Here is a 17801-nt window from a genome sequence, read left to right as displayed (position 1 = left end):
GGCCCGTCGAGGTCGCAGCGCGACATGGTTGGGCGCGGCGCACTGCAACCCGCGAGTGTCCTCGATCAGCACCACGCGGTCCCTCGGTCTTGGCGACCCTCAGCCAGCAAGGCGTGGGTGCGCGTGGTCTTACCGGTCGAGGTGGCGCCGGCGACGAGGATATTCTTGCGGGCTGTGACGGTCCGCCCGCAGCACTTCTTCTTGCTCGGCTGTCATGGCTCCGGCTGTCACGTAGTCGCCAAGCCCCTCGAACCGCTCCCCGGTTTGGGCAGCTCGACCGAGACGCCTGGGCGACCAAAATGACCTCCGTGCCGATATGGTGGCGACGAGACGGACGATGCGCTCGGCTCGGTCATTGGGCAGTGCAGTCGAGCATCTCATCTGCGAATTTCGTTCACAAGTCGTGTTCTGTGCGTGCGGCTAGTGCATCGGTCGTCCCAGCAAGAAGATTGGCATGGCGAAAGTGAGGCTCGAAGGATGCCAAGGGCACGACCCTCACCGTGCCGGAAACGACTGGGAGAGGTCGTCGGCGTCGCCACAACGGGAGGAAGCATTGAAATCATATCTGTCACGATTGAGAACACTTACCCGTGCCGCCAGCGCACTCGCTGTCGCGAGCGCCTTGCTGGTCCAGACGGCACAGGCCGGCACCTTCATGCCGGAATGCTACAAGCCGGGCCTCGGCAACACCGGGACGATCAAATACGCCAGCAAGGAAGGGCCATACCGTGTTGCGCTGGTTAACGGCCACACGGGCATTCCGTGGCGCGAGCAGATGATCAAGAGCGTCAAGGTCTGGGCGGCTGCTCCGGAAAACGCCAAGAACATCACCGAACTCAAGGTCGTCAGCACCGGGTCTGACGTGGCTGCCCAGATTGCCGCGATCGACAACTTCATCCAGGCCGGTTACGACGCCATTGCTTTCATTGCCGTGAACCCGACCGCCTTCGACGCGGTCATAAAACGCGCCAAAAAGGCGGGAACCGTCCTGGTTTCGTTCGACAATCCCGTCGACAGCCCGAGCGTGCTGCGCATAACGCCGGAATGGATCGAATTCGAAGGCGCAATCAAAGCCCAGTCCGTCGTCAACCAGATGAAGGAACCGAAGGGCAAGATTCTGGAGATCCGCGGCATTCAGGGCAATTCCACGGATCGTGATCGACATTTGGGCGTGCAGAAGGTTCTGGCAAAATATCCGAACATCGAAGTCGTCGAAGTCGTTGGCAATTGGGATACGGGGACTGTCCAGAAGGTGACCGCCGACGCCATTGCGGTTCACGGTTTCTTTGACGCCATCATTTGCCAGCATGGCTGCCGCGGCGTGACCAATGCGATGAAGGCGACCGGCCATCCGCCGGTGCCAGTTGGCGGCGATGCCGAAAACGGCTTCGTCAAGGCGCTGGCGACGAACGACATCCCTGGCATTTCCGTTTCAACGTCGCCCGGCCAGGGTCCCGTCGCCGTTCGCGCTGCCATTGCATTGCTGCAGGGCGAAGAGTTTCCGGCCCTGGTCAACGTTCCGACGCCCTATGTCGAAACCAAAGACATGAAACCCAATGTCAACTACTTCCCCGACGAGCCCGACACGTTGGAAACGGTGACCGGCTATGCGGTCTGTGGCCCCGACATGGTGTTCACGCCGGCGCAATTGAATGCCCAGTCCGCCGACAACAACTAGTCGTCCATAGCGTCCGAACGGACGCTTCTGCACGTCGGCCGAGAGCAGATCCGACAAGCTCTCGGCCAACCGTGATCGGATGGGAGGAGGGAAGATGACCGAAGGTAATTCCTTCTTGGCGTTGACGGACGTGACCAAGACATATGGCGGCGTCAATGCGCTAAAAAGTGTTTGCTTCGAAGCCAGACGTGGATCCATTCACGCCATCCTTGGCGAGAATGGTGCCGGCAAGAGCACGCTGATGAAAGTCCTTGCCGGTGTCACCCAGCCTGATTCCGGAGCCATTCGCTTGCACGGCGATAACGTGACATTCGCCAATCCCGCCGATGCCGCGGCCAAGGGCATCGTGTGCATCTTCCAGGAACTCTCCATAATCCCGGATCTGAGCGTCGCCGAGAATATCTGCCTTACCCAACCGCCGAAGAGGGCGTTCGGATTGATCGACCGCAAGGCGCAGGATCGTCTTGCCGCCGCGGTGCTGAAACAGATGGGTTGCGGGGAGGGCATCGATACGCGCAGCCGCTGCGCAGACCTGCCCTTGTCGAAACGGCAGATCGTCGAAATCGCCAAGGCGATCGTCCGAAAGCCAGATGTCCTCATTCTCGACGAAGCCACCTCCGCGCTGACCGCTTCGGATGTCGGGCCGGTGATGGAGCTTTTGCGCCGCATGCGCGACGACGGCGCCTGCATCCTGTTCATCTCCCACCGCATGCATGAAATCGAGGCGCTGGCCGACACTTGTTCGGTCTTCCGCAACGGCGAGCACGTCTCGACCTTCGCCAGCGGCGCCAAGACGCATGACGAGATCGTCCAGTTGATGATCGGCAAGCCAATTTCGCAGGTCTATCCTGACAAACCAGCCGCGGTGCCGGTGGCGCCGCCTTACCTCGACATCCACGACCTGCGCTGGGGCGACCAGCTCAAAGGCGTCAGCCTGTCACTGCGGCCGGGCGAAATCGTCGGGCTTGGCGGCCTCGACGGGCAGGGCCAGCAGGAGGTGCTGCTGGCCATCGCCGGCGTGCTGCGTGGTACCACCGGTACCGTGCGGATCAACGGCCGTCCGGCCGTCCATCGTGGCCCGAAAGGGGGTAAGGGTTCGCACTTGCGGATCGCGCTGATCCCCGAGGACAGGAAGACGCAAGGCCTCTTCCTCAGTCTTTCAGTCCGCGACAACCTCACCGTCTCGATGCTCGACCGCCTGAGCCGCTACGCTATCGTCGACCGTCCAGGCGAAAAAGCGCTGGTCGACCGCATGATCGATCTGCTCAAGATCAAGACCGACAACGCCGATGTCGCGGTCGGCACCCTGTCCGGCGGCAACCAGCAGAAGGTGGTGCTGGCCAAATGGCTGGCGACGGACCCTAAGCTGCTGCTACTGATGGATCCGACCCGTGGCATCGATGTCGGCACCAAGCAGGAAATCTATCGGCTGCTGCGCCGGCTGGCTGGCGACGGCCTCGCAATTCTGTTCCACTCAACCGACTATGACGAGCTGATCGGTCTGTGTGACCGGGCCCTCATCATGTACGACGGCCGCGTCGCCTCGACGCTGAGCGGTCCGTCACTGAACGAGCACAACATCCTGACGAGCGCGCTTAACCTGTCCCATGACAACTCCGGACGGGAAACTGCCGCGCCGACTGCAGCACTGGCGGAGGGCCTGGCATGACAGCTTTCCTCAACATTCATTTGCGCCGCAACAACCGAGCGCTGCTCGCCTGGCTGGTGCTCGGCGGGTTGCTCATCTATTTCCTGCACATCCATCCGAGGGGTGCCAGCATTGGCGTCCTTTCGGCCTGGGCGAACCAAGGTACAGCGCTCGCCTTCCTGGCTATCGGCCAGACCATCGTCGTGATGTCGCGTGGCGTCGACCTGTCGATCGGTCCGATCATGGCATTGACCAATTGTTTGGCCTCGCATCTGGTCAATGGCGGGCCGCTGGAGCTTGCCTTCGGCATCGCCGTCGTGGTCCTGGCCGGCGCCGTCTGCGGCGCGATCAACGGCATCGTCGTCGTCTTCGGCAAGATACAGCCAATCATCGCGACCCTGGCGACAGGGGCCATCTATTCAGGCTTTGCCCTGATCATCAGACCGATCCCCGGTGGGTCGATAGACGAAACACTCAGCGAACTGACGACAGGCGACCTTGCCGGTATCCTGCCGAGCTCGATCGTTGTGCTGCTCGTCCTCGCCTGCCTGTTCTGGCTGCCGGTGTCGAAGGCCAGCCTCGGACGATCGATCGTCGCGGTCGGCTCGTCGGAACAGGCCGCCTATATGTCCGGTCTCAAGGTCGATCGGGCCAAGATCGCCGCCTACACGCTTGGCGGAATCTTCGCCTCATTCAGCGGCCTCTTCATCGGCTTTCAGACCCTAAGCGGCGACCCGTCGATCGGGCTACCCTACACGCTCAATTCGATCGCCGCGGTCGTGATTGGCGGTACCGCGCTGACCGGTGGTGCCGGCAGCGTCCTGGGTTCGATCGCCGGCGCGCTGATCCTGCGCACCATAGGCAGCCTGATTTTCTTCACTGGCCTGCCGCCACTGGCACAGCCTCTCTTCGAAGGCACGGTGCTGCTCGTCGCCGTGGCCTTCGGCGCTACCCGGCTGCTGCGCATCAACAATCGGCTGGAGGTGTTTCAATGAGAGCCGTGTCGTTCGTCACGTCCTTCGACGGTCCGACCAAAGCGATCGCCTTGGCGATGCTCCTGCTCCTGGCTGTCGGTGGCGCCTACTATCACCAATTCCTGTCGCCGATGTACCTGATGCAGCAGCTCCAAAACGGGGCGTTTCTCGGCATTGTCGCAGCTGGCACGATGATGGTGATCCTGCTTGGTCACATTGACCTGTCTGTGCCGTGGACAATTACCGCATCTGCCACCTTGGCTACCGCGCTGGTCGGCACCAACCCGGAAACTCTCGTCAGCGAGCGCGGCCTGATTGCCGGCCTCGGCGCCGGACTGTTGATCGGACTGATCAACGGGCTGGGCGTCGCCTATCTGCGCATCCCGTCGATGATCTGGACGCTGGTCACCAACAACATCATCCTGGGGGTCTGCGTTTTCTACAGCGGCTTCTACGCACTGCGCAGCCAGCCTTCTCCGGTCATGTCGGCATTGGGAGCCGGCCAACTGTTCGGGGTACCGTGCGCCGTCCTCGTCTGGTTTGCGGTCTCGGCGGCAATCGTGTTCTTGCTTCGGCGCAGCAGGACTGGCCGCTACATCTACGCGGTCGGCACCCACGAACCGGCCGCCTATCTGTCCGGGATCGATACGCGCAAGGTCATCGTCTTCGCCTTTGTCGTTGCGGGCCTGTGCAGCGCCATCGCCGGGATGCTCCTCACCGGTTATGCCGGCCAATCCTATCAGCGCATGGGCGATCCCTATCTGCTGCCGGGCATCGCCGCGGTCGTTCTCGGCGGCAGCAGCCTGTTCGGTGGCCGGGGTTCCTACTCGGGAACCGTCGCCGGCGTCCTGCTGATCACCCTGATCTCGTCGATGTTGTCGATCATGCAGGCGCCCGAAGCTGCCAAGCAGATCTGCTACGGCGTCGTTATCATTCTCATGGTCGGGCTCTACAGCCGGGCAGCGCCGGCCAACTAAATCATTCAGGCAGACAGGATGGGTCGGCATGCAACGAAGTGATGCACAGCGGCATTTGCAGCCGCCGGCCAAATGGAGCGATGCGCTGAAGCAGGAGTTCGCCGTCAATCAGCTCAATGGCTGCGTCGGCCAGTTGCTGGTATCGGAGACCACACGGGTTCGCGTCTGGATGATCCGGCTGAAGCCTGGTGAACGGCTGGGCTTCCATCGTCACGTGCTCGACTATTTCTGGACGACGTCGACGGCCGGCAGCTCGCTCTCATCCTTCCACGACGGCCGGGTTGCCGAGACGATTTACCGTCCTGGCGATACCAAGCATTTCCGCTTCGGAGCCGGGCAGTTTGCAGTGCACGACCTGAAAAACACCGGGGATGCCGCGCTGGTATTCACCACGGTCGAATTTATGGAGAGTGCCAATCCGCCGCTGCCGGTTCCCGATCATATTCGGGTGCGGCCAGGCCGGGTTACCTGGCCTGCGCTGTCCGATTAACTCACGAGCCGTCAGGACGGCTGACCGGTCGTTATGCGGCGTGGAATGCGCTCTGCCAGGAAGTTCACGAAGACGCGGATGCGGTTGGACAGATGCTCGTGGTCGACGAAGATCGCGTGGATGGGTTCGAGGTCGCCGGGATTGAAGTCCTCAAGGACGGTGATCAGCCGACCCTCCTCGATATCCTTTCCGACATGGAATGACGACAGCCTTGCAATGCCGAGTCCGGCCAGCGTCAGTTGGCGCATGGTCTCGCCATTGTCGGTTCGCATGTTGCCGCTGACCGGCAAGCTAAGCAGGGCCGCGGCAGCATTTTGTCTGTCCTGGAACGGCCATGTATCGAGGTTGCGGCGGATGTTGAAGTTCAGACAGTTGTGCGACGCCAGTTCCTGCGGATGCGACGGGATTCCGTACTTCGCGAAGTAGGTCGGTGAGCCGATGACGTGTCGATCGCTTTCCAGCAGCTTGCGGGCCTTGAGCGACGAGTCATGCAGGACGCCGGTGCGTATGGCGACGTCGGCGCGTTCGTAGATCAGGTCGACCGGAAAATCGGAAAGAGTGAGATCGAGCGTAATGCCGGGGTTTTGCGCCAGGAATTCGGGAATAATCGGGATGAGGTAGTGCGTCGCGAATGGAATGTTGGCGTTTACCCGCAGCGGCCCACGGGGTTCATTGGACCCCGATGCGACGGCGCGCTCGGTCTGCTCGATCTCGCTGACGATGCGCTGTGCCCGGTCGAAAAGCATCTCGCCTTCCGGGGTGAGTTGAAGATTGCGCGTCGACCGGATGACCAGAGGAACGCCGAGCCGCTCCTCGATTCTGGTGACCAGCTTGCTGACCGCTGAGGGTGTGATGTGCAGCGCGCGCGCCGCAGCCGAGAAACTGCCCATCTCGACAACCCGGACGAACACTTCCATCTCGGCGCCGCGATTGATCACCTGATCCTCCCTCCCACTACGCGCCTGATCATAAGGAATCTGCGAGCAATTGTGAAATTGGTTCACAGCTGAAATCTGTTTTTCGCAAATTCTGAAAAACACACTCTTGCGCTACTGAAGGATCAAGCCGGTGCTAACCGGACAGCGGTTGAGGAGGGCGGCATGGACAGAATTCAGGATCTTCATCTGTTTCGCACGGTGGTGCGCGCCGGCAGTCTGACTTCTGCCGGCAACCATCTCGGTCTGTCACCTGCTGCCATGAGTGGGCGCTTGAAGGCGTTGGAAGCCCACTATGGTGTCTCGCTGCTGAAACGGTCGACCCGTTCCATGAACCTGACGCCGGAAGGGCGGCTTCTGTTCGAGAATTCAGACCGCGTGATCGAGGAATTCGATACGCTTGAGGCGACGCTGCGCCGCGGCGGCAGCGATCTGTGCGGCTCTATCACGCTGACATGTCCGAGCGATCTGGGCCGGCAGCATGTGGCGGGAATGGTGGATGAGTTCCTCGCCGAAAATCCCGAAATTCAGATGCGCATGTTCCTCACAGACAACGTCCTGGACATCGTCGAGACCGGCTGCGACGTAGCGATCCGCTATGGCAACCTGCCTGACAGCGCACTGACCACCAGACGGCTCGGACCCAACCGGCGGCTGATCTGCTGCGCGCCTGCTTATGCCGAGCGGCATGGCATGCCGGCCACGCCTCATGATCTTTCGCAGCACAACTGCCTGGCGCTGCTCAGGTCGGATCGCATCATGGATGAGTGGGAATTTTTCAAGGATGGCGAGACAACGAGCGTCCGCATCCAGGGCGATCGCATGTCGAGTGATGGCTTCGCCCTTCGGCAGATGGCGATGGAGGGCGTTGGCATGGTGCGCAAATCGCTGTGGGATGTTGCCGATGATCTGAAGGGCGGACGGCTGCTCAGCGTGCTCGACGATTACACGCGCACCCCCTTCGGCTTTCACCTGCTGACCGACCATCGCACGATGATGCCGCGGCGCATACGCCTGTTCATCGATTTCGCGGTTCGATATTTCAAGCGGCTGAGCGGCGCGTTGGCAGCATATGTCTAGGCCGCCGCACGCCAGCATCCGCCGTACGGCGGTGGCATCTTTCGGAAATGCCGAAATAGGTCTTTCGCCCTTGGCTGTTTTTCCCATCGGCAAAGACGGGCAACAAGGCGGCGGCAGAGTGCGTGCGGTCAGCTGCGTTTAGCAGGAGCGACCGGGCGGACGTTTGCCACAGTCAATTTTCTTCAATCAACAGGATGGAGGCCAAGGTCATGGATCTCGGTATAGCTGGAAAAGTGGCAATCGTGACCGGTGGCAGTTCCGGTATCGGACTGGCGATCGCCCAGTCGTTCCATAGTGAAGGGGTGACCGTCGTCATCAACGGCCGTGATGCGGCGAAGCTGGAGGCGGCCGTCACCCAGATCGGACCCAACTGCCGTGGCGTCGTCGCCGATCTGACGACGGCGGAGGGTGCGGCCAAGCTCTATGCCTTTGCACGCCAGTCCGGTCCGATCGCGTTCCTCGTCAACAACATCGGTCGCTTCGACGTCGAGGATTTCTTCAGCATCTCCGACGAGCGCTGGCACGAATATTTTGAGTTCAACGTCATGACCGGCATCCGCATCACGCGGCCGGTGCTGAAGGAGATGCTCGACAACAATGACGGCAGTATCGTTTTCATCTCGAGCGAAGCGGCAGTGCGTTCAATCCCGTTCATGGTCCATTATTCCCTGACCAAGACCGCGCAGCTCGGTTTGTCGCGGGCGCTTGCCGAGATGACGCGGGGCACCCGCGTCCGCGTCAACGCCTACATGCCGGGACCGACGGCGACGGATTCGGTCAAGGACTACTTCCACGGAATTGCTGCCGAACGGGGGATCTCGTACGACGACGTATTGCGAGGATTTTTCAAGGACGACCAGCCCGGATCGCTCATCCAGAAGCTGATCGATCCAGAAATGCACGGACGGGCCGTCGTGCAGATGGCAGCCAACTGGGCGATGAACGGGACCATGCAGCGCGCCGACGGCGGCGCTGTCCACTCGATCCTCTGAGCGCCGGGAAGGCACACGCCCGATCGGCAGCGAAGATCGCCCGCCGGCATCACCGCATTGACGTGGGGGCACAGCTGTTTGGAAACGCAGCCGGCTGCCGCTTCTCGACACTCGAGCCTACCATTTCATCATCGATCGCCATGGGCCTCATCGTGCCGGGCGGACGACAGCATCAGGGAGATCCCAATGTATAAAAAGCGCGCCTTAATCGTCGGTGTTACCGGCATCGTCGGGTTGAATGTCGCCGAGCACCTTGCCGAGCAGGGTGGCTGGGAGATCAATGGGATCTCCCGGCGGCCGCCGCTCGGTGCGAGTTACGTCAACACGATCGCACTCGACGTCCTCGATCGCGAGAAGACAGTTCAGAGCCTGGCGCATATCGAGCCGACCCACGTCTTCTACTGCACCTGGACCCGCGGTGCCGACGAGGACGAGAACATCCGCCTCAATGGCGCCATGCTCGGCAATGTGCTCGATGCTTTCCAGGGCAAGGGCTGCGTCGAACATGTCGCGGTGGTGACCGGCACCAAGCACTATCTCGGCCCGTTCGAGCACTACGCCAAGAGCACGCCGGTGACGCCGTTCCGCGAAGACCAGCCTCGCCTGCCGCACAAGAATTTCTATTACGCGCTTGAGGACATCGTCATGGCCGCGGCGGCCGAACGCGGCTTCGGCTGGAGCGTCCATCGATCGCATACGATTATCGGCTATGCCGTCGGCAACCTGATGAATATCGGCGCCACACTGGCGACGCACGCGTCGATCTGCAAGGCGACCGGACAGCCGTTCTTCTTTCCCGGCCATCCCGCGGCCTATCTCGGATTGAACGATATCACCGACGCGCGTTTGTTGGCCCGGCAGATCGTCTGGGCCTCTACCGAACCGAATGCCCGCAATGAAGCCTACAACGCCGCCAATGGCGACGTCTTCCGCTGGAGCCGGCTGTGGAACGTCATCGCCGACTATTTCGGCATCGAGGCTGCGCCTTACCCCGACAGGCAGGTCAAGCTTGAGGATCAGATGAAGAACTCTGGTCCGGCTTGGGATGGGCTGGTCGCCCAACACGGTCTGCAGCCGAACAAGCTTGGCATGCTGGCCTCTCCATGGCACACCGACCTCGACCTCGGCCGGCCGATGGAATGTGTCAACAGCATGGAGAAGAGCCGCCGTTTCGGCTTCCTCGACTATCAGGACACCGACCGATCGTTCATCGACGTCTTCGATCGCTTGCGGCGCGAACGCGTCATTCCGTGACGCGGCTGCGGATCTGCTCGAGGCGGCGCTGGTCGACGGCGCCGCTTTTCTTTTTCGACAAGGCGAGCTGGTGGTTGGGGTGATCTTGACGGGCCTGGGTCGAGCCGCCGCCTCGGCCGATGCCGTCGTTACTCGAAGGGGCGGGCGCCCAGCATGTGGGCGATGCGCTCAAGGGTCCGCTTCGATGCATGCATCCGCCGGCACTTCACTTCCCTGACGCCAGGGACCTCCAACAGGAAGGTGCGGATCGGCCCTGCATAGGTCATGGCGATGTTGGGGCATGCCTCGCAGGCACCGGTCAGCTCGACGGTGACGACGCCATTGTCGATATCGACAATTTCGATGTTGCCGCCATGGCCGAGTACCAGCGGGCGGATGCCGGCGAGCGCCCGTTCGAGACCGTCCGCGTTGATCTGCGTGCCACCGGCGGTCATGCAGTGAGCCCCAGCTCGGCGCGTTTGCGGTTGAGATCGATGCCGAGGCCGTTGGCGAAGTTGATGCCGAAGACCTTTTCCTTGATCTCCCTGGTAAGCTGGGGATAGCCGTATTTGTCCTGCAGTTCGTCCGGCATCTCCATCGTCGCCCAGGCATCGATGTAGGGCTGGATGTGGGGCCAGATGAACGCCTCCGAACCATAGCAAATACGGTCGCTGCCGACGAAAAGCAGCGCCTCGCCAAGCCTGTGCAGCATCTTGTGCGGCTGCAGGAAGTACTGATTGAACCACAACGGCAGGATCAGATAGACGTTTTCGAACCGGCTGGCGATCGAGATGGTTTCGGCAACATAGGGGTCGCCCAGATGGTGGATGCCGAAATTGAGTTCCGGAAAATCGGCCGCCGCATACTGGATGTCGTTCGGCATAAAGGCTTCGACCGGTCCGAGCTCGAGCGGGAAGCCCTTGTGGAACTGAACCATCTTGATGCCGAGCTCGATTGCCTTCTCCCATAGCGGATAGGCAACGTCGCGATCGTCGGCGCGCCACTGACAGCCACGCATCTGGTACTGATAGAATTTCATGCTGACGGCGCCCCATTCCTTCACCTGGCGTTCCATCTCGGCAAGTGCGTAGTCCAACCCCTGGTAAGCGGGGTCGACGCCGCCCGTAAAAAGGATGCGGGACGGGTTGGATTTGGCCAGTTCGTAGCTCAGTTCGACGGGACCGAGGCCGGCCTTCCAATGGGCGAAGAGCGGCACCGAACACGCCATGGCGAGATCGGTGTCGGACTTCTCGAAAAGGGCGGCGTTCGCCCAGTCGAGATCCGGGGGTGACGAGAAGCCGGGATTGGCCTCCGGGCCACGTCGCGCGGTGAGGTCGATGAAGCCCTTCAACTGTTCGCGCAGCACGCGCACCCGGCGCCCGTCGCTGCCGGGCTTGATCTGTCTGTCGGTGAAGTCCTGGCAATGGACCGCTGCGTCGAAGACAAACATTCCGTCCTTCATGATTTCCTCCGCTTTGCCATGGCCGATCGTGCAGCCACAGCAAATTGCAGCGGCAAACGGATCGCCTGATGCTCGTCTCTAGCACGCCAATCGGACTCGGATTTTTCAGCTTTTCCGCAGTCAGTTTTCAGAATGAATTGCCAACGAAATGACCGCTGAACGGTTAGAAAACCGACACAAAGCCGAAGGTGAGATCGGCGTCGCGTGGAGGACAAAAAGCGTGCTCGGGAAGCAGAAGAACAGGACACTGAACAATTCGCCGCCCGCCGGTCGCGCTGAATTCGCACCGAACGAGGTGGAACTGGCCATGCTCAAGGACAAAGCACGGTTCTCACGGCTGGAGGCGATCCGGCTGATCGAGATCGCCAAGGTCGGCCATTATACCTCGGCCTTTTCGGCCGCCGAGCTGTTCGCCTCGCTCTACTATGGCGTCATGCGCCTGAAGCCCGGTGACCCGAACTGGGCCGAGCGCGATCGTTTCATGATGGGCAAGGGCCATGCGGCAGTTGGGCTCTTCCCGATCCTTGCCGATCTTGGCTTCTTTCCGACGGAAATCCTCGACGGCTACACGCGCCTCGGCAATCCGCTCGGCGACCATCCCGACATGCGCAAGGTGCCCGGCATTGATTTCAGTTCCGGTTCCATCGGCCATGCGCTGTCGGCCGGCTGCGGCATGGCGCTGGCCGGCCGCATTCTCGGCAAGGACTTCCATACTTTTGTGATGATCGGCGACGGCGAGCTGCAGGAAGGTCAGGTCTGGGAAGCGGCCCTGTTCGGTGCGCATAACAGGCTGAACCGGCTGATCGGCATCATCGACCGCAACGGCTACCAGCTCGACGGCGCCGTCGACGACATAATCACCGTCGAGCCGATCGTCGACAAATGGCAGAGCTTCGGCTGGGAAACTCACGTCGTCGACGGCCATGACGTTGGTGCGGTGACGACGCTGCTGCGCTCTCTCAAGGCCGACACGGCGCGCGACCGCCCGGTCATGGTCGTGGCCGAGACGGTGAAGGGCAAGGGCGTCTCCTACATGGAGACCGAACCGGGCTGGCATCTTGGCTATCTCGATCCTGTCGATGCCGAACGGGCGGTCGCCGAGATCAAGTCAATGGAGGCAAGAGGATGAACCGGCCACTTTCCGAAAAGTCCTGGCAGTATCGCCAGTTGAATGCCCAGACGCCGGGCCTCGACGCCTTATCCGACGCGCTGCTCGAGCTGGTCCGGGCTGGCGAGCCGGTGGTCGCCGGAACCGCCGACCTGCAATATTCGAATGGTCTGGCGAAATTCGCGCGGGAATGCCCGGATCGCTTCGTCCAGTTTGGCATTTCAGAGCAGAACATGGTGTCGGCGGCGGCCGGTATGGCCGCGGTAGGGCTCAAGCCCTATGTCGCGACATTCGCTTCTTTTCTGGCACTGCTGTGCTGCGAACAGATACGCATGGACGTTGCCTACTCCGCTCTGCCGGTCCGGTTGATCGGTCATCACGCAGGCATCTCGCTTGGCTTCTACGGCACCTCGCATCACGCCACCGAAGATCTGGCCATCGCCCGCTCCATAGCCGGTCTGACCGTGGTGGCGCCAGCCGATGGCGCCCAGCTTGCCTCGGTGATCGCAGCATCAGCCGACTATGCGGAGCCGATCTATATCCGTACCCAGCGTGGGCGCGACCCGGTGGTCTATGAGGCTGGCAAACCTTTCGTCTTCGGTAAGGCAATCAAGCATCTCGAAGGCAAGGACCTGGTCATCATCGCATGCGGCTCGACGGTCCATCCGGCGCTTCAGGCGGCCAAAGCCCTGAACGCCAAAGGTCACAGCGTCGGCCTGCTCGATATGGCGACGGTCAAGCCGATCGACAGCGAGGCCATTCTCGATGCGGCCACGAACGCCAGGATGGTGCTGACGGTGGAGGAACACAATGTTCTGGGTGGTCTGGGCGGCGCCGTCGCCGAGGTGATCGCCGGCGAAGGGTTGCCTGTGAAGCTGCGCCGCCATGGCATCCATGACGAGTACAGCCTGATTGCGCCGCCAACTCATCTCTATGCGCATTACAAGCTGGACAGTGCCGGTATCGAAGAGATCGCGGCAGGTTTGCTCGCTTGAGCACGGACTGGCGCAGCAACGAGTTGAACCCTTTGGGAGGACCTACGTGAAACGGATCGGCCATATGTGCGACTGTATCTACCGCGGCGCCAGGATAGGCGTGACGCTGACGACAATGATCACGGCTGGCGTCGCCCTTGCCACACCGTCGCGTGCCGCCGATAGCATGACCTGGATCGGCAGCTGGGCCGCCAGCCCTCAGCCGGCCTGGGACGGTGATTTTCCTCTGCCGACGATGCTACCGTTCAACCTGTGGAACCAGACAGTGCGCCAGGTCGTACGTCTGAGCCTCGGCGGCAATCGGCTGCGTGTCGTCATCTCGAACGAGTACGGCACGGAACCGCTGGTCATCAACGCTGCGCATATTGCGCTGGCGGGTGGTGGCTCTAGCATTCGCGACGGCAGTGATCGCGTGTTGACCTTCAGTGGATCGCAAACGGCGATTGTTCCCCCTGGTGCGCCGATGATAAGCGATCCGATCGACCTCGACGTTCCGGCGCGCGGCGACGTATCCGTCTCACTGTTTGTGGCCAGCCCGACGCCATTGTCGACATTTCATTGGGATGCGGAGCAGACCGGCTATATCGGCGCGGGAAACCAGGTGTCGGCTGCGGCGATCGAAAGCCCAAGTGAGATCACCACACGCATCTTTCTCACTGACGTTCTGGTAGAGGCGCCACAAGGCGCGAGGACGGTGGTCGCGCTCGGCGATTCAATCACCGACGGCGCCGCTTCGGGTCTCAACCTGAATGTCAGGTGGCCGGACTTTCTGGCCGAACGGCTTGCCGGCGACAACGTCGCAGTGCTGAACGCAGGTATCTCTGGCGCTCGCCTGCTGCAGAGTCGGATGGGCGAGAACGCGCTTGCCCGCTTCGGCCGCGATGTTCTCAGCCAGCCCAATGTCAAGACGGTCGTGGTGTTGATCGGTATCAACGATATCGCCTGGCCTGGACAAAGCTTCGCACCGAAGGATCCATTTCCAACCCTTGATGACATTGTCACCGGATTTCGACAGCTGATCGCTCAAGCCCACACGCGAAATGTCCGGATCGTCGTCGGCACGCTGACACCATTCGAAAACGCGCTCGCCGGCAGCCCGCTCGAGGGGTACTACAACCAACAGCGCGACGACCTTCGACAGAAGGTCAATGAATGGATCCGCGCCAGCGGCGAATTCGATGCTGTCGTCGATCTCGATGCGATGCTTCGCGATCCGGCAAACTCCCTGCGTATGAAAGCCGAATATGATTCCGGCGACCATCTGCATGCCGGTGCCGGCGGTACCAAGGCCATTGCAGATGCGATGACGCTCGACCTGCTGTTCGGTAACCAGTGAGCAAAGGCCGTTTCATTCAACCGCAGCGCTGGGGTCTCTTACGCATGGAACCGGGGTCGTTAGGGAACCAGATGGGATGCCATTTCATGCGCCAGGCCAATCTCATCAACGGCGAATGGGTGCAGGCCGACAGCGGCCAGACGGTCGACGTCAACAACCCGGCCACCGGCCTCAAGATTGGCACCGTGCCGAAGTCGGGCAAGGCGGAAACACGCCGCGCCATCGAAGCCGCAAGCGAAGCCTTCAAGACCTGGCGCAAGACCACCGCGCTCGAACGCTCGAAGCTCTTGCGCAAGCTGCATGACGCGATGATGGACAATCAGGATGTGCTGGCCGAACTGCTGACCATCGAGCAGGGCAAGTCGCTGGCCGAATCCAAGGGCGAGATCGGCTCGGCCGCGTCCTACATCCTGTGGTTCGCTGAAGAAGGCCGCCGCACCTATGGCGACGTCGTGCCGTCGCCGTGGGGCGATCGCCGCATCCTGGTGACCAAGGAGCCGGTCGGCGTTATCGCCGCCATCACGCCCTGGAATTTTCCGTCATCGATGCTTGCCCGCAAGCTCGGCCCGGCGCTCGCCGCCGGCTGCACCGCCGTGGTCAAGCCGGCCTCGCAGACGCCGTATTCCGGCCTTGCCTGGGGAGCGCTGGCTGAGGAAGTCGGCTTCCCCAAGGGCGTCATCAACATCCTGACGGGTGCTGCCGGCGAAATCGGCGACGAGATCTGCGCCAATCCGCTGGTGTCGAAGATCACCTTCACCGGCTCGACCGAGATCGGCAAGCTGCTGATCCAGAAGTCGTCCGTCACCGTCAAGAAGGTCTCGATGGAACTCGGCGGCAATGCGCCGTTCCTGGTCTTCGACGATGCCGACCTCGATCGCGCCGTCGCCGGCGCCATCACCGCCAAATACCGCAATTCCGGCCAGACCTGCGTCTGCACCAACCGCTTCCTGGTGCAGGCCGGCATCTACGACAAGTTTGTCGAGAAGCTGGCTACCGCGAGCAATGCGCTGAAAGTTGGCTCGGGCCTGGAAGAGGGCGTGCAGCAGGGACCGCTGATCGACGCGAAGGCGGTCGAGAAGGTCGAGGAATTCATCGCCGACGCCACGTCGAAGGGTGGCAAGGTCGTTGCCGGCGGCAAGCGCCACGCGCTTGGCGGCTCGTTCTTCCAGCCGACCGTCATCGCCGATGCGAAGCCTGACATGCGCTTCATGAAGGAAGAGATTTTTGGCCCGATCGCCCCGGTATTCAAGTTCGAGACCGAAGAGGAAGCCATTGCGCTTGCCAACGACACCGAGTTCGGCCTTGCCGCCTATTTCTACACCGGCGACCTCGGCCGCGCCTTCCGGGTCATGGAAGGCCTGAAATACGGCATGGTCGGCGTCAATGAAGGCCTGATCACCACGCCGGAAGCGCCGTTCGGCGGCGTCAAGGAATCGGGCCTCGGCAAGGAAGGCGGACACCAGGGCATCGAGGATTACCTCGACACCAAATATGTCTGCATCGGGGGTCTCGGCCTCTAGAGGAAATCCACAATGCCGAGACCAGAGATCAACCGATCAGGCGAAATGGAGGTGTTCGTAAGCGTCGTTGACTTGGGTGGCCTCTCGCCAGCCGCGCGAGCCAACCGGGTGACTCCCTCAGGTGTAAGCAAATTGATCTCCCGGCTGGAAGCACGCATAGGCGCCCGGCTGCTCAACCGCTCTACAAGAAAAGTTCAACTCACACCGGAGGGGCGCGTTTTTTATGACCGCTGTGTAGGGATCTTGTCCGATATCGACGAGGCGGAGGGCTGCGTTGGCGTCGGGCAAACACCCTCGGGTCGGTTGTCTGTCAGTGCCAGTAGACCGATAGGCACGCATATTCTTCTGCCGCTCGTTTCCGAATTTCTTTCCCGCAATCCGAAGGTCACGGTCGAGCTTCTTCTTACCGACGATATTGGCGACATTCGGGAAGAACGAACGGACCTGACCGTGACAAGCGGTCCGATGAAAAGCTCTCACACTGATGCTCGCAAGCTTGGTGAGACCGGCATGATTATCGTTGGCGCTCCTTCCTATCTTGAAAGCTTCGGCACGCCGAAAACGCCAGAAGATCTGGAACGTCACAACCGCCTCGGCCTTGCCCATATTCGACCCGTGGAGGGGTGGCCGCTCTTGAAAGGCGCCGAGAAAATTTGCGTTCCGCTGGTTGGAAATGCTCGTATCGGCGACGGGGAATCCTTGCGAAAACTCGTTATAGGAGGCCTCGGCCTCGCGCGATTGGCTGGCTTTCAAGTGAAGAGGGATATTGAGGCCGGCCGCCTCGTGCCAGTCCTTGAGGACCTTAATCCGGGCGATCGTGAAGAGATCCAGGCAGTGTACGCAGGTGAGGGGGGAAATCTCCCGGTGCGTGTGCGCGCGTTTCTGGATTTCCTGGATGAGAAAGTTTCGATTTCTTGATCGCAGAGTCAGGCGCTGGGGCGCGCCTCGTTGGGCTCTTCGGCCGGCGTGAGACTGCCGATATCATCGGGAATTTCCCTGAGAAAACTCTGTCCCTTCTGCAGGCGCCGGCCCAGCGCTTCGATAAACCCTTCGAAGCGCTCACGCCCCTTGGTTTGGGCGGCCGCCTGCGCGTCGGGTGGCAGCGGTGGAGTAATCGTCAGCCAGAAGCGGACGAACAGAGCCAGGGTTTCCGCGGTGATACCAAGATCTCGCTCCATGCGCTGAACCTGGCGCGACAGCCGGTCGAGACGGCGGGTGAAGGCCGCCTCCCGGCGGTCGGCGCCGTCCGGTGACAGAAAGGAGGCGACCGCGGCTTCCACGATCGCCGAGCGGGAGAGCTTCTTGCGATCGGCAAGCTCGGCGATCTGTCTCAGCATCGCGGGCGGGAAATACACGTTCATCCGGTCGCGCAT

At 61.5% G+C, this 17801-nt stretch carries 17 protein-coding genes and 1 pseudogene; 13 read left to right on the top strand and 5 right to left on the bottom strand.

Annotation, left to right across the window (positions count from 1 at the left end):
• Positions 1–6 precede the first annotated feature (6 nt).
• Positions 7–345, bottom strand: a pseudogene (locus NKI15_RS03070) (ATPase, T2SS/T4P/T4SS family); the annotation flags it as partial.
• A 208-nt stretch (positions 346–553) separates the two neighbouring features.
• Between NKI15_RS03070 and NKI15_RS03065 the strand changes: the two are divergent.
• The 5 genes from NKI15_RS03065 to NKI15_RS03045 all read left to right on the top strand — a co-directional run bounded on the left by NKI15_RS03065 (position 554) and on the right by NKI15_RS03045 (position 5767).
• Positions 554–1678, top strand: coding sequence for a sugar ABC transporter substrate-binding protein (locus NKI15_RS03065; protein ID WP_352885707.1), 1125 nt, complete (start codon positions 554–556; stop codon positions 1676–1678).
• Positions 1679–1772: 94 nt separating this feature from the next.
• Positions 1773–3347 (top strand): sugar ABC transporter ATP-binding protein, encoded by a 1575-nt coding sequence (locus tag NKI15_RS03060; RefSeq protein WP_352885706.1) that lies wholly within the window; start codon positions 1773–1775, stop codon positions 3345–3347.
• Positions 3344–4321, top strand: coding sequence for an ABC transporter permease (locus NKI15_RS03055; protein WP_352885705.1), 978 nt, complete (start codon positions 3344–3346; stop codon positions 4319–4321). Before NKI15_RS03060 ends, NKI15_RS03055 begins: the two co-directional genes overlap by 4 nt.
• Positions 4318–5277 carry an ABC transporter permease gene (locus NKI15_RS03050; protein WP_352885704.1) on the top strand — a complete coding sequence of 320 codons (960 nt, stop codon included), beginning with the start codon at positions 4318–4320 and terminating at the stop codon, positions 5275–5277. The genes NKI15_RS03055 and NKI15_RS03050 overlap by 4 nt, the downstream gene beginning before the upstream one ends.
• A gap of 28 nt (positions 5278–5305) precedes the next feature.
• Complete coding sequence (locus tag NKI15_RS03045; RefSeq protein ID WP_352885703.1) at positions 5306–5767, top strand: cupin domain-containing protein; 462 nt, start codon at positions 5306–5308, stop codon at positions 5765–5767.
• A gap of 11 nt (positions 5768–5778) precedes the next feature.
• Here the strand turns inward: NKI15_RS03045 and NKI15_RS03040 are convergent, their stop codons facing one another.
• Entirely contained in the window at positions 5779–6705 is a 927-nt protein-coding gene (locus NKI15_RS03040) for a LysR family transcriptional regulator (RefSeq protein ID WP_352885702.1), read from the bottom strand.
• Between the two features lie 162 nt (positions 6706–6867).
• On the opposite strand from NKI15_RS03040, the gene NKI15_RS03035 reads away from it, so the two are divergent.
• From NKI15_RS03035 to NKI15_RS03025, 3 genes are all read left to right on the top strand, one after another.
• Positions 6868–7782, top strand: a complete 915-nt coding sequence (locus NKI15_RS03035; RefSeq protein ID WP_352885701.1) for a LysR family transcriptional regulator — start codon at positions 6868–6870, stop codon at positions 7780–7782.
• 209 nt (positions 7783–7991) lie between these two features.
• Entirely contained in the window at positions 7992–8774 is a 783-nt protein-coding gene (locus tag NKI15_RS03030; protein WP_352885700.1) for an SDR family NAD(P)-dependent oxidoreductase, read from the top strand.
• Between the two features lie 186 nt (positions 8775–8960).
• On the top strand, positions 8961–10028 hold the full coding sequence (locus NKI15_RS03025; protein WP_352885699.1) for an SDR family oxidoreductase: 1068 nt from the start codon (positions 8961–8963) through the stop codon (positions 10026–10028).
• Positions 10029–10156: 128 nt separating this feature from the next.
• On the opposite strand, the gene NKI15_RS03020 is transcribed toward NKI15_RS03025, so the two are convergent.
• The gene (locus NKI15_RS03020) at positions 10157–10462 is read right to left on the bottom strand and encodes a NifU family protein (protein ID WP_352885698.1); all 306 of its coding nucleotides are present in this window, start codon (positions 10460–10462) and stop codon (positions 10157–10159) included.
• A complete protein-coding gene (locus tag NKI15_RS03015; protein ID WP_352885697.1) occupies positions 10459–11469 on the bottom strand; it encodes an amidohydrolase family protein in 1011 nt (336 codons plus the stop codon). Before NKI15_RS03015 ends, NKI15_RS03020 begins: the two co-directional genes overlap by 4 nt.
• Positions 11470–11689: 220 nt before the next feature.
• Here NKI15_RS03015 and NKI15_RS03010 point away from each other — a divergent pair, with 220 nt between their 5' ends.
• The 5 genes from NKI15_RS03010 to NKI15_RS02990 are packed head-to-tail and all read left to right on the top strand — an operon-like array spanning position 11690 to position 17346.
• Entirely contained in the window at positions 11690–12598 is a 909-nt protein-coding gene (locus NKI15_RS03010) for a transketolase (RefSeq protein ID WP_352885696.1), read from the top strand.
• Positions 12595–13572, top strand: a complete 978-nt coding sequence (locus NKI15_RS03005; protein WP_352885695.1) for a transketolase family protein — start codon at positions 12595–12597, stop codon at positions 13570–13572. The genes NKI15_RS03010 and NKI15_RS03005 overlap by 4 nt, the downstream gene beginning before the upstream one ends.
• Positions 13573–13618: 46 nt before the next feature.
• Positions 13619–14908 carry an SGNH/GDSL hydrolase family protein gene (locus NKI15_RS03000; RefSeq protein WP_352885694.1) on the top strand — a complete coding sequence of 430 codons (1290 nt, stop codon included), beginning with the start codon at positions 13619–13621 and terminating at the stop codon, positions 14906–14908.
• 44 nt (positions 14909–14952) lie between these two features.
• Positions 14953–16428, top strand: coding sequence for an NAD-dependent succinate-semialdehyde dehydrogenase (locus NKI15_RS02995; protein ID WP_502898670.1), 1476 nt, complete (start codon positions 14953–14955; stop codon positions 16426–16428).
• 12 nt (positions 16429–16440) lie between these two features.
• The gene (locus NKI15_RS02990) at positions 16441–17346 is read left to right on the top strand and encodes a LysR family transcriptional regulator (RefSeq protein ID WP_352885692.1); all 906 of its coding nucleotides are present in this window, start codon (positions 16441–16443) and stop codon (positions 17344–17346) included.
• 8 nt (positions 17347–17354) lie between these two features.
• Here NKI15_RS02990 and NKI15_RS02985 read toward each other — a convergent pair whose 3' ends face one another.
• The gene (locus NKI15_RS02985; protein ID WP_352885691.1) at positions 17355–17801 is read right to left on the bottom strand and encodes a ribbon-helix-helix domain-containing protein; all 447 of its coding nucleotides are present in this window, start codon (positions 17799–17801) and stop codon (positions 17355–17357) included.

This window comes from Mesorhizobium sp. M0862, from assembly GCF_040319795.1.
Taxonomy (GTDB): domain Bacteria; phylum Pseudomonadota; class Alphaproteobacteria; order Rhizobiales; family Rhizobiaceae; genus Mesorhizobium.
This window is presented reverse-complemented; position numbering and strand designations above follow the sequence as displayed.

Excerpts from the sequence above, each read along its gene's own strand:
- NKI15_RS03030 (WP_352885700.1), top strand. The coding sequence starts at position 7,992 with ATGGATCTCGGTATAGCTGGAAAAGTGGCAATCGTGACCGGTGGCAGT.
- NKI15_RS03050 (WP_352885704.1), top strand. The coding sequence starts at position 4,318 with ATGAGAGCCGTGTCGTTCGTCACGTCCTTCGACGGTCCGACCAAAGCG.
- NKI15_RS03025 (WP_352885699.1), top strand. The coding sequence starts at position 8,961 with ATGTATAAAAAGCGCGCCTTAATCGTCGGTGTTACCGGCATCGTCGGG.
- NKI15_RS03020 (WP_352885698.1), bottom strand. The coding sequence starts at position 10,462 with ATGACCGCCGGTGGCACGCAGATCAACGCGGACGGTCTCGAACGGGCG.
- NKI15_RS03015 (WP_352885697.1), bottom strand. The coding sequence starts at position 11,469 with ATGAAGGACGGAATGTTTGTCTTCGACGCAGCGGTCCATTGCCAGGAC.
- NKI15_RS03045 (WP_352885703.1), top strand. The coding sequence starts at position 5,306 with ATGCAACGAAGTGATGCACAGCGGCATTTGCAGCCGCCGGCCAAATGG.
- NKI15_RS03005 (WP_352885695.1), top strand. The coding sequence starts at position 12,595 with ATGAACCGGCCACTTTCCGAAAAGTCCTGGCAGTATCGCCAGTTGAAT.
- NKI15_RS03060 (WP_352885706.1), top strand. The coding sequence starts at position 1,773 with ATGACCGAAGGTAATTCCTTCTTGGCGTTGACGGACGTGACCAAGACA.
- NKI15_RS02985 (WP_352885691.1), bottom strand. The coding sequence starts at position 17,801 with ATGCGCGACCGGATGAACGTGTATTTCCCGCCCGCGATGCTGAGACAG.
- NKI15_RS02990 (WP_352885692.1), top strand. The coding sequence starts at position 16,441 with ATGCCGAGACCAGAGATCAACCGATCAGGCGAAATGGAGGTGTTCGTA.
- NKI15_RS03055 (WP_352885705.1), top strand. The coding sequence starts at position 3,344 with ATGACAGCTTTCCTCAACATTCATTTGCGCCGCAACAACCGAGCGCTG.
- NKI15_RS02995 (WP_502898670.1), top strand. The coding sequence starts at position 14,953 with ATGGAACCGGGGTCGTTAGGGAACCAGATGGGATGCCATTTCATGCGC.
- NKI15_RS03035 (WP_352885701.1), top strand. The coding sequence starts at position 6,868 with ATGGACAGAATTCAGGATCTTCATCTGTTTCGCACGGTGGTGCGCGCC.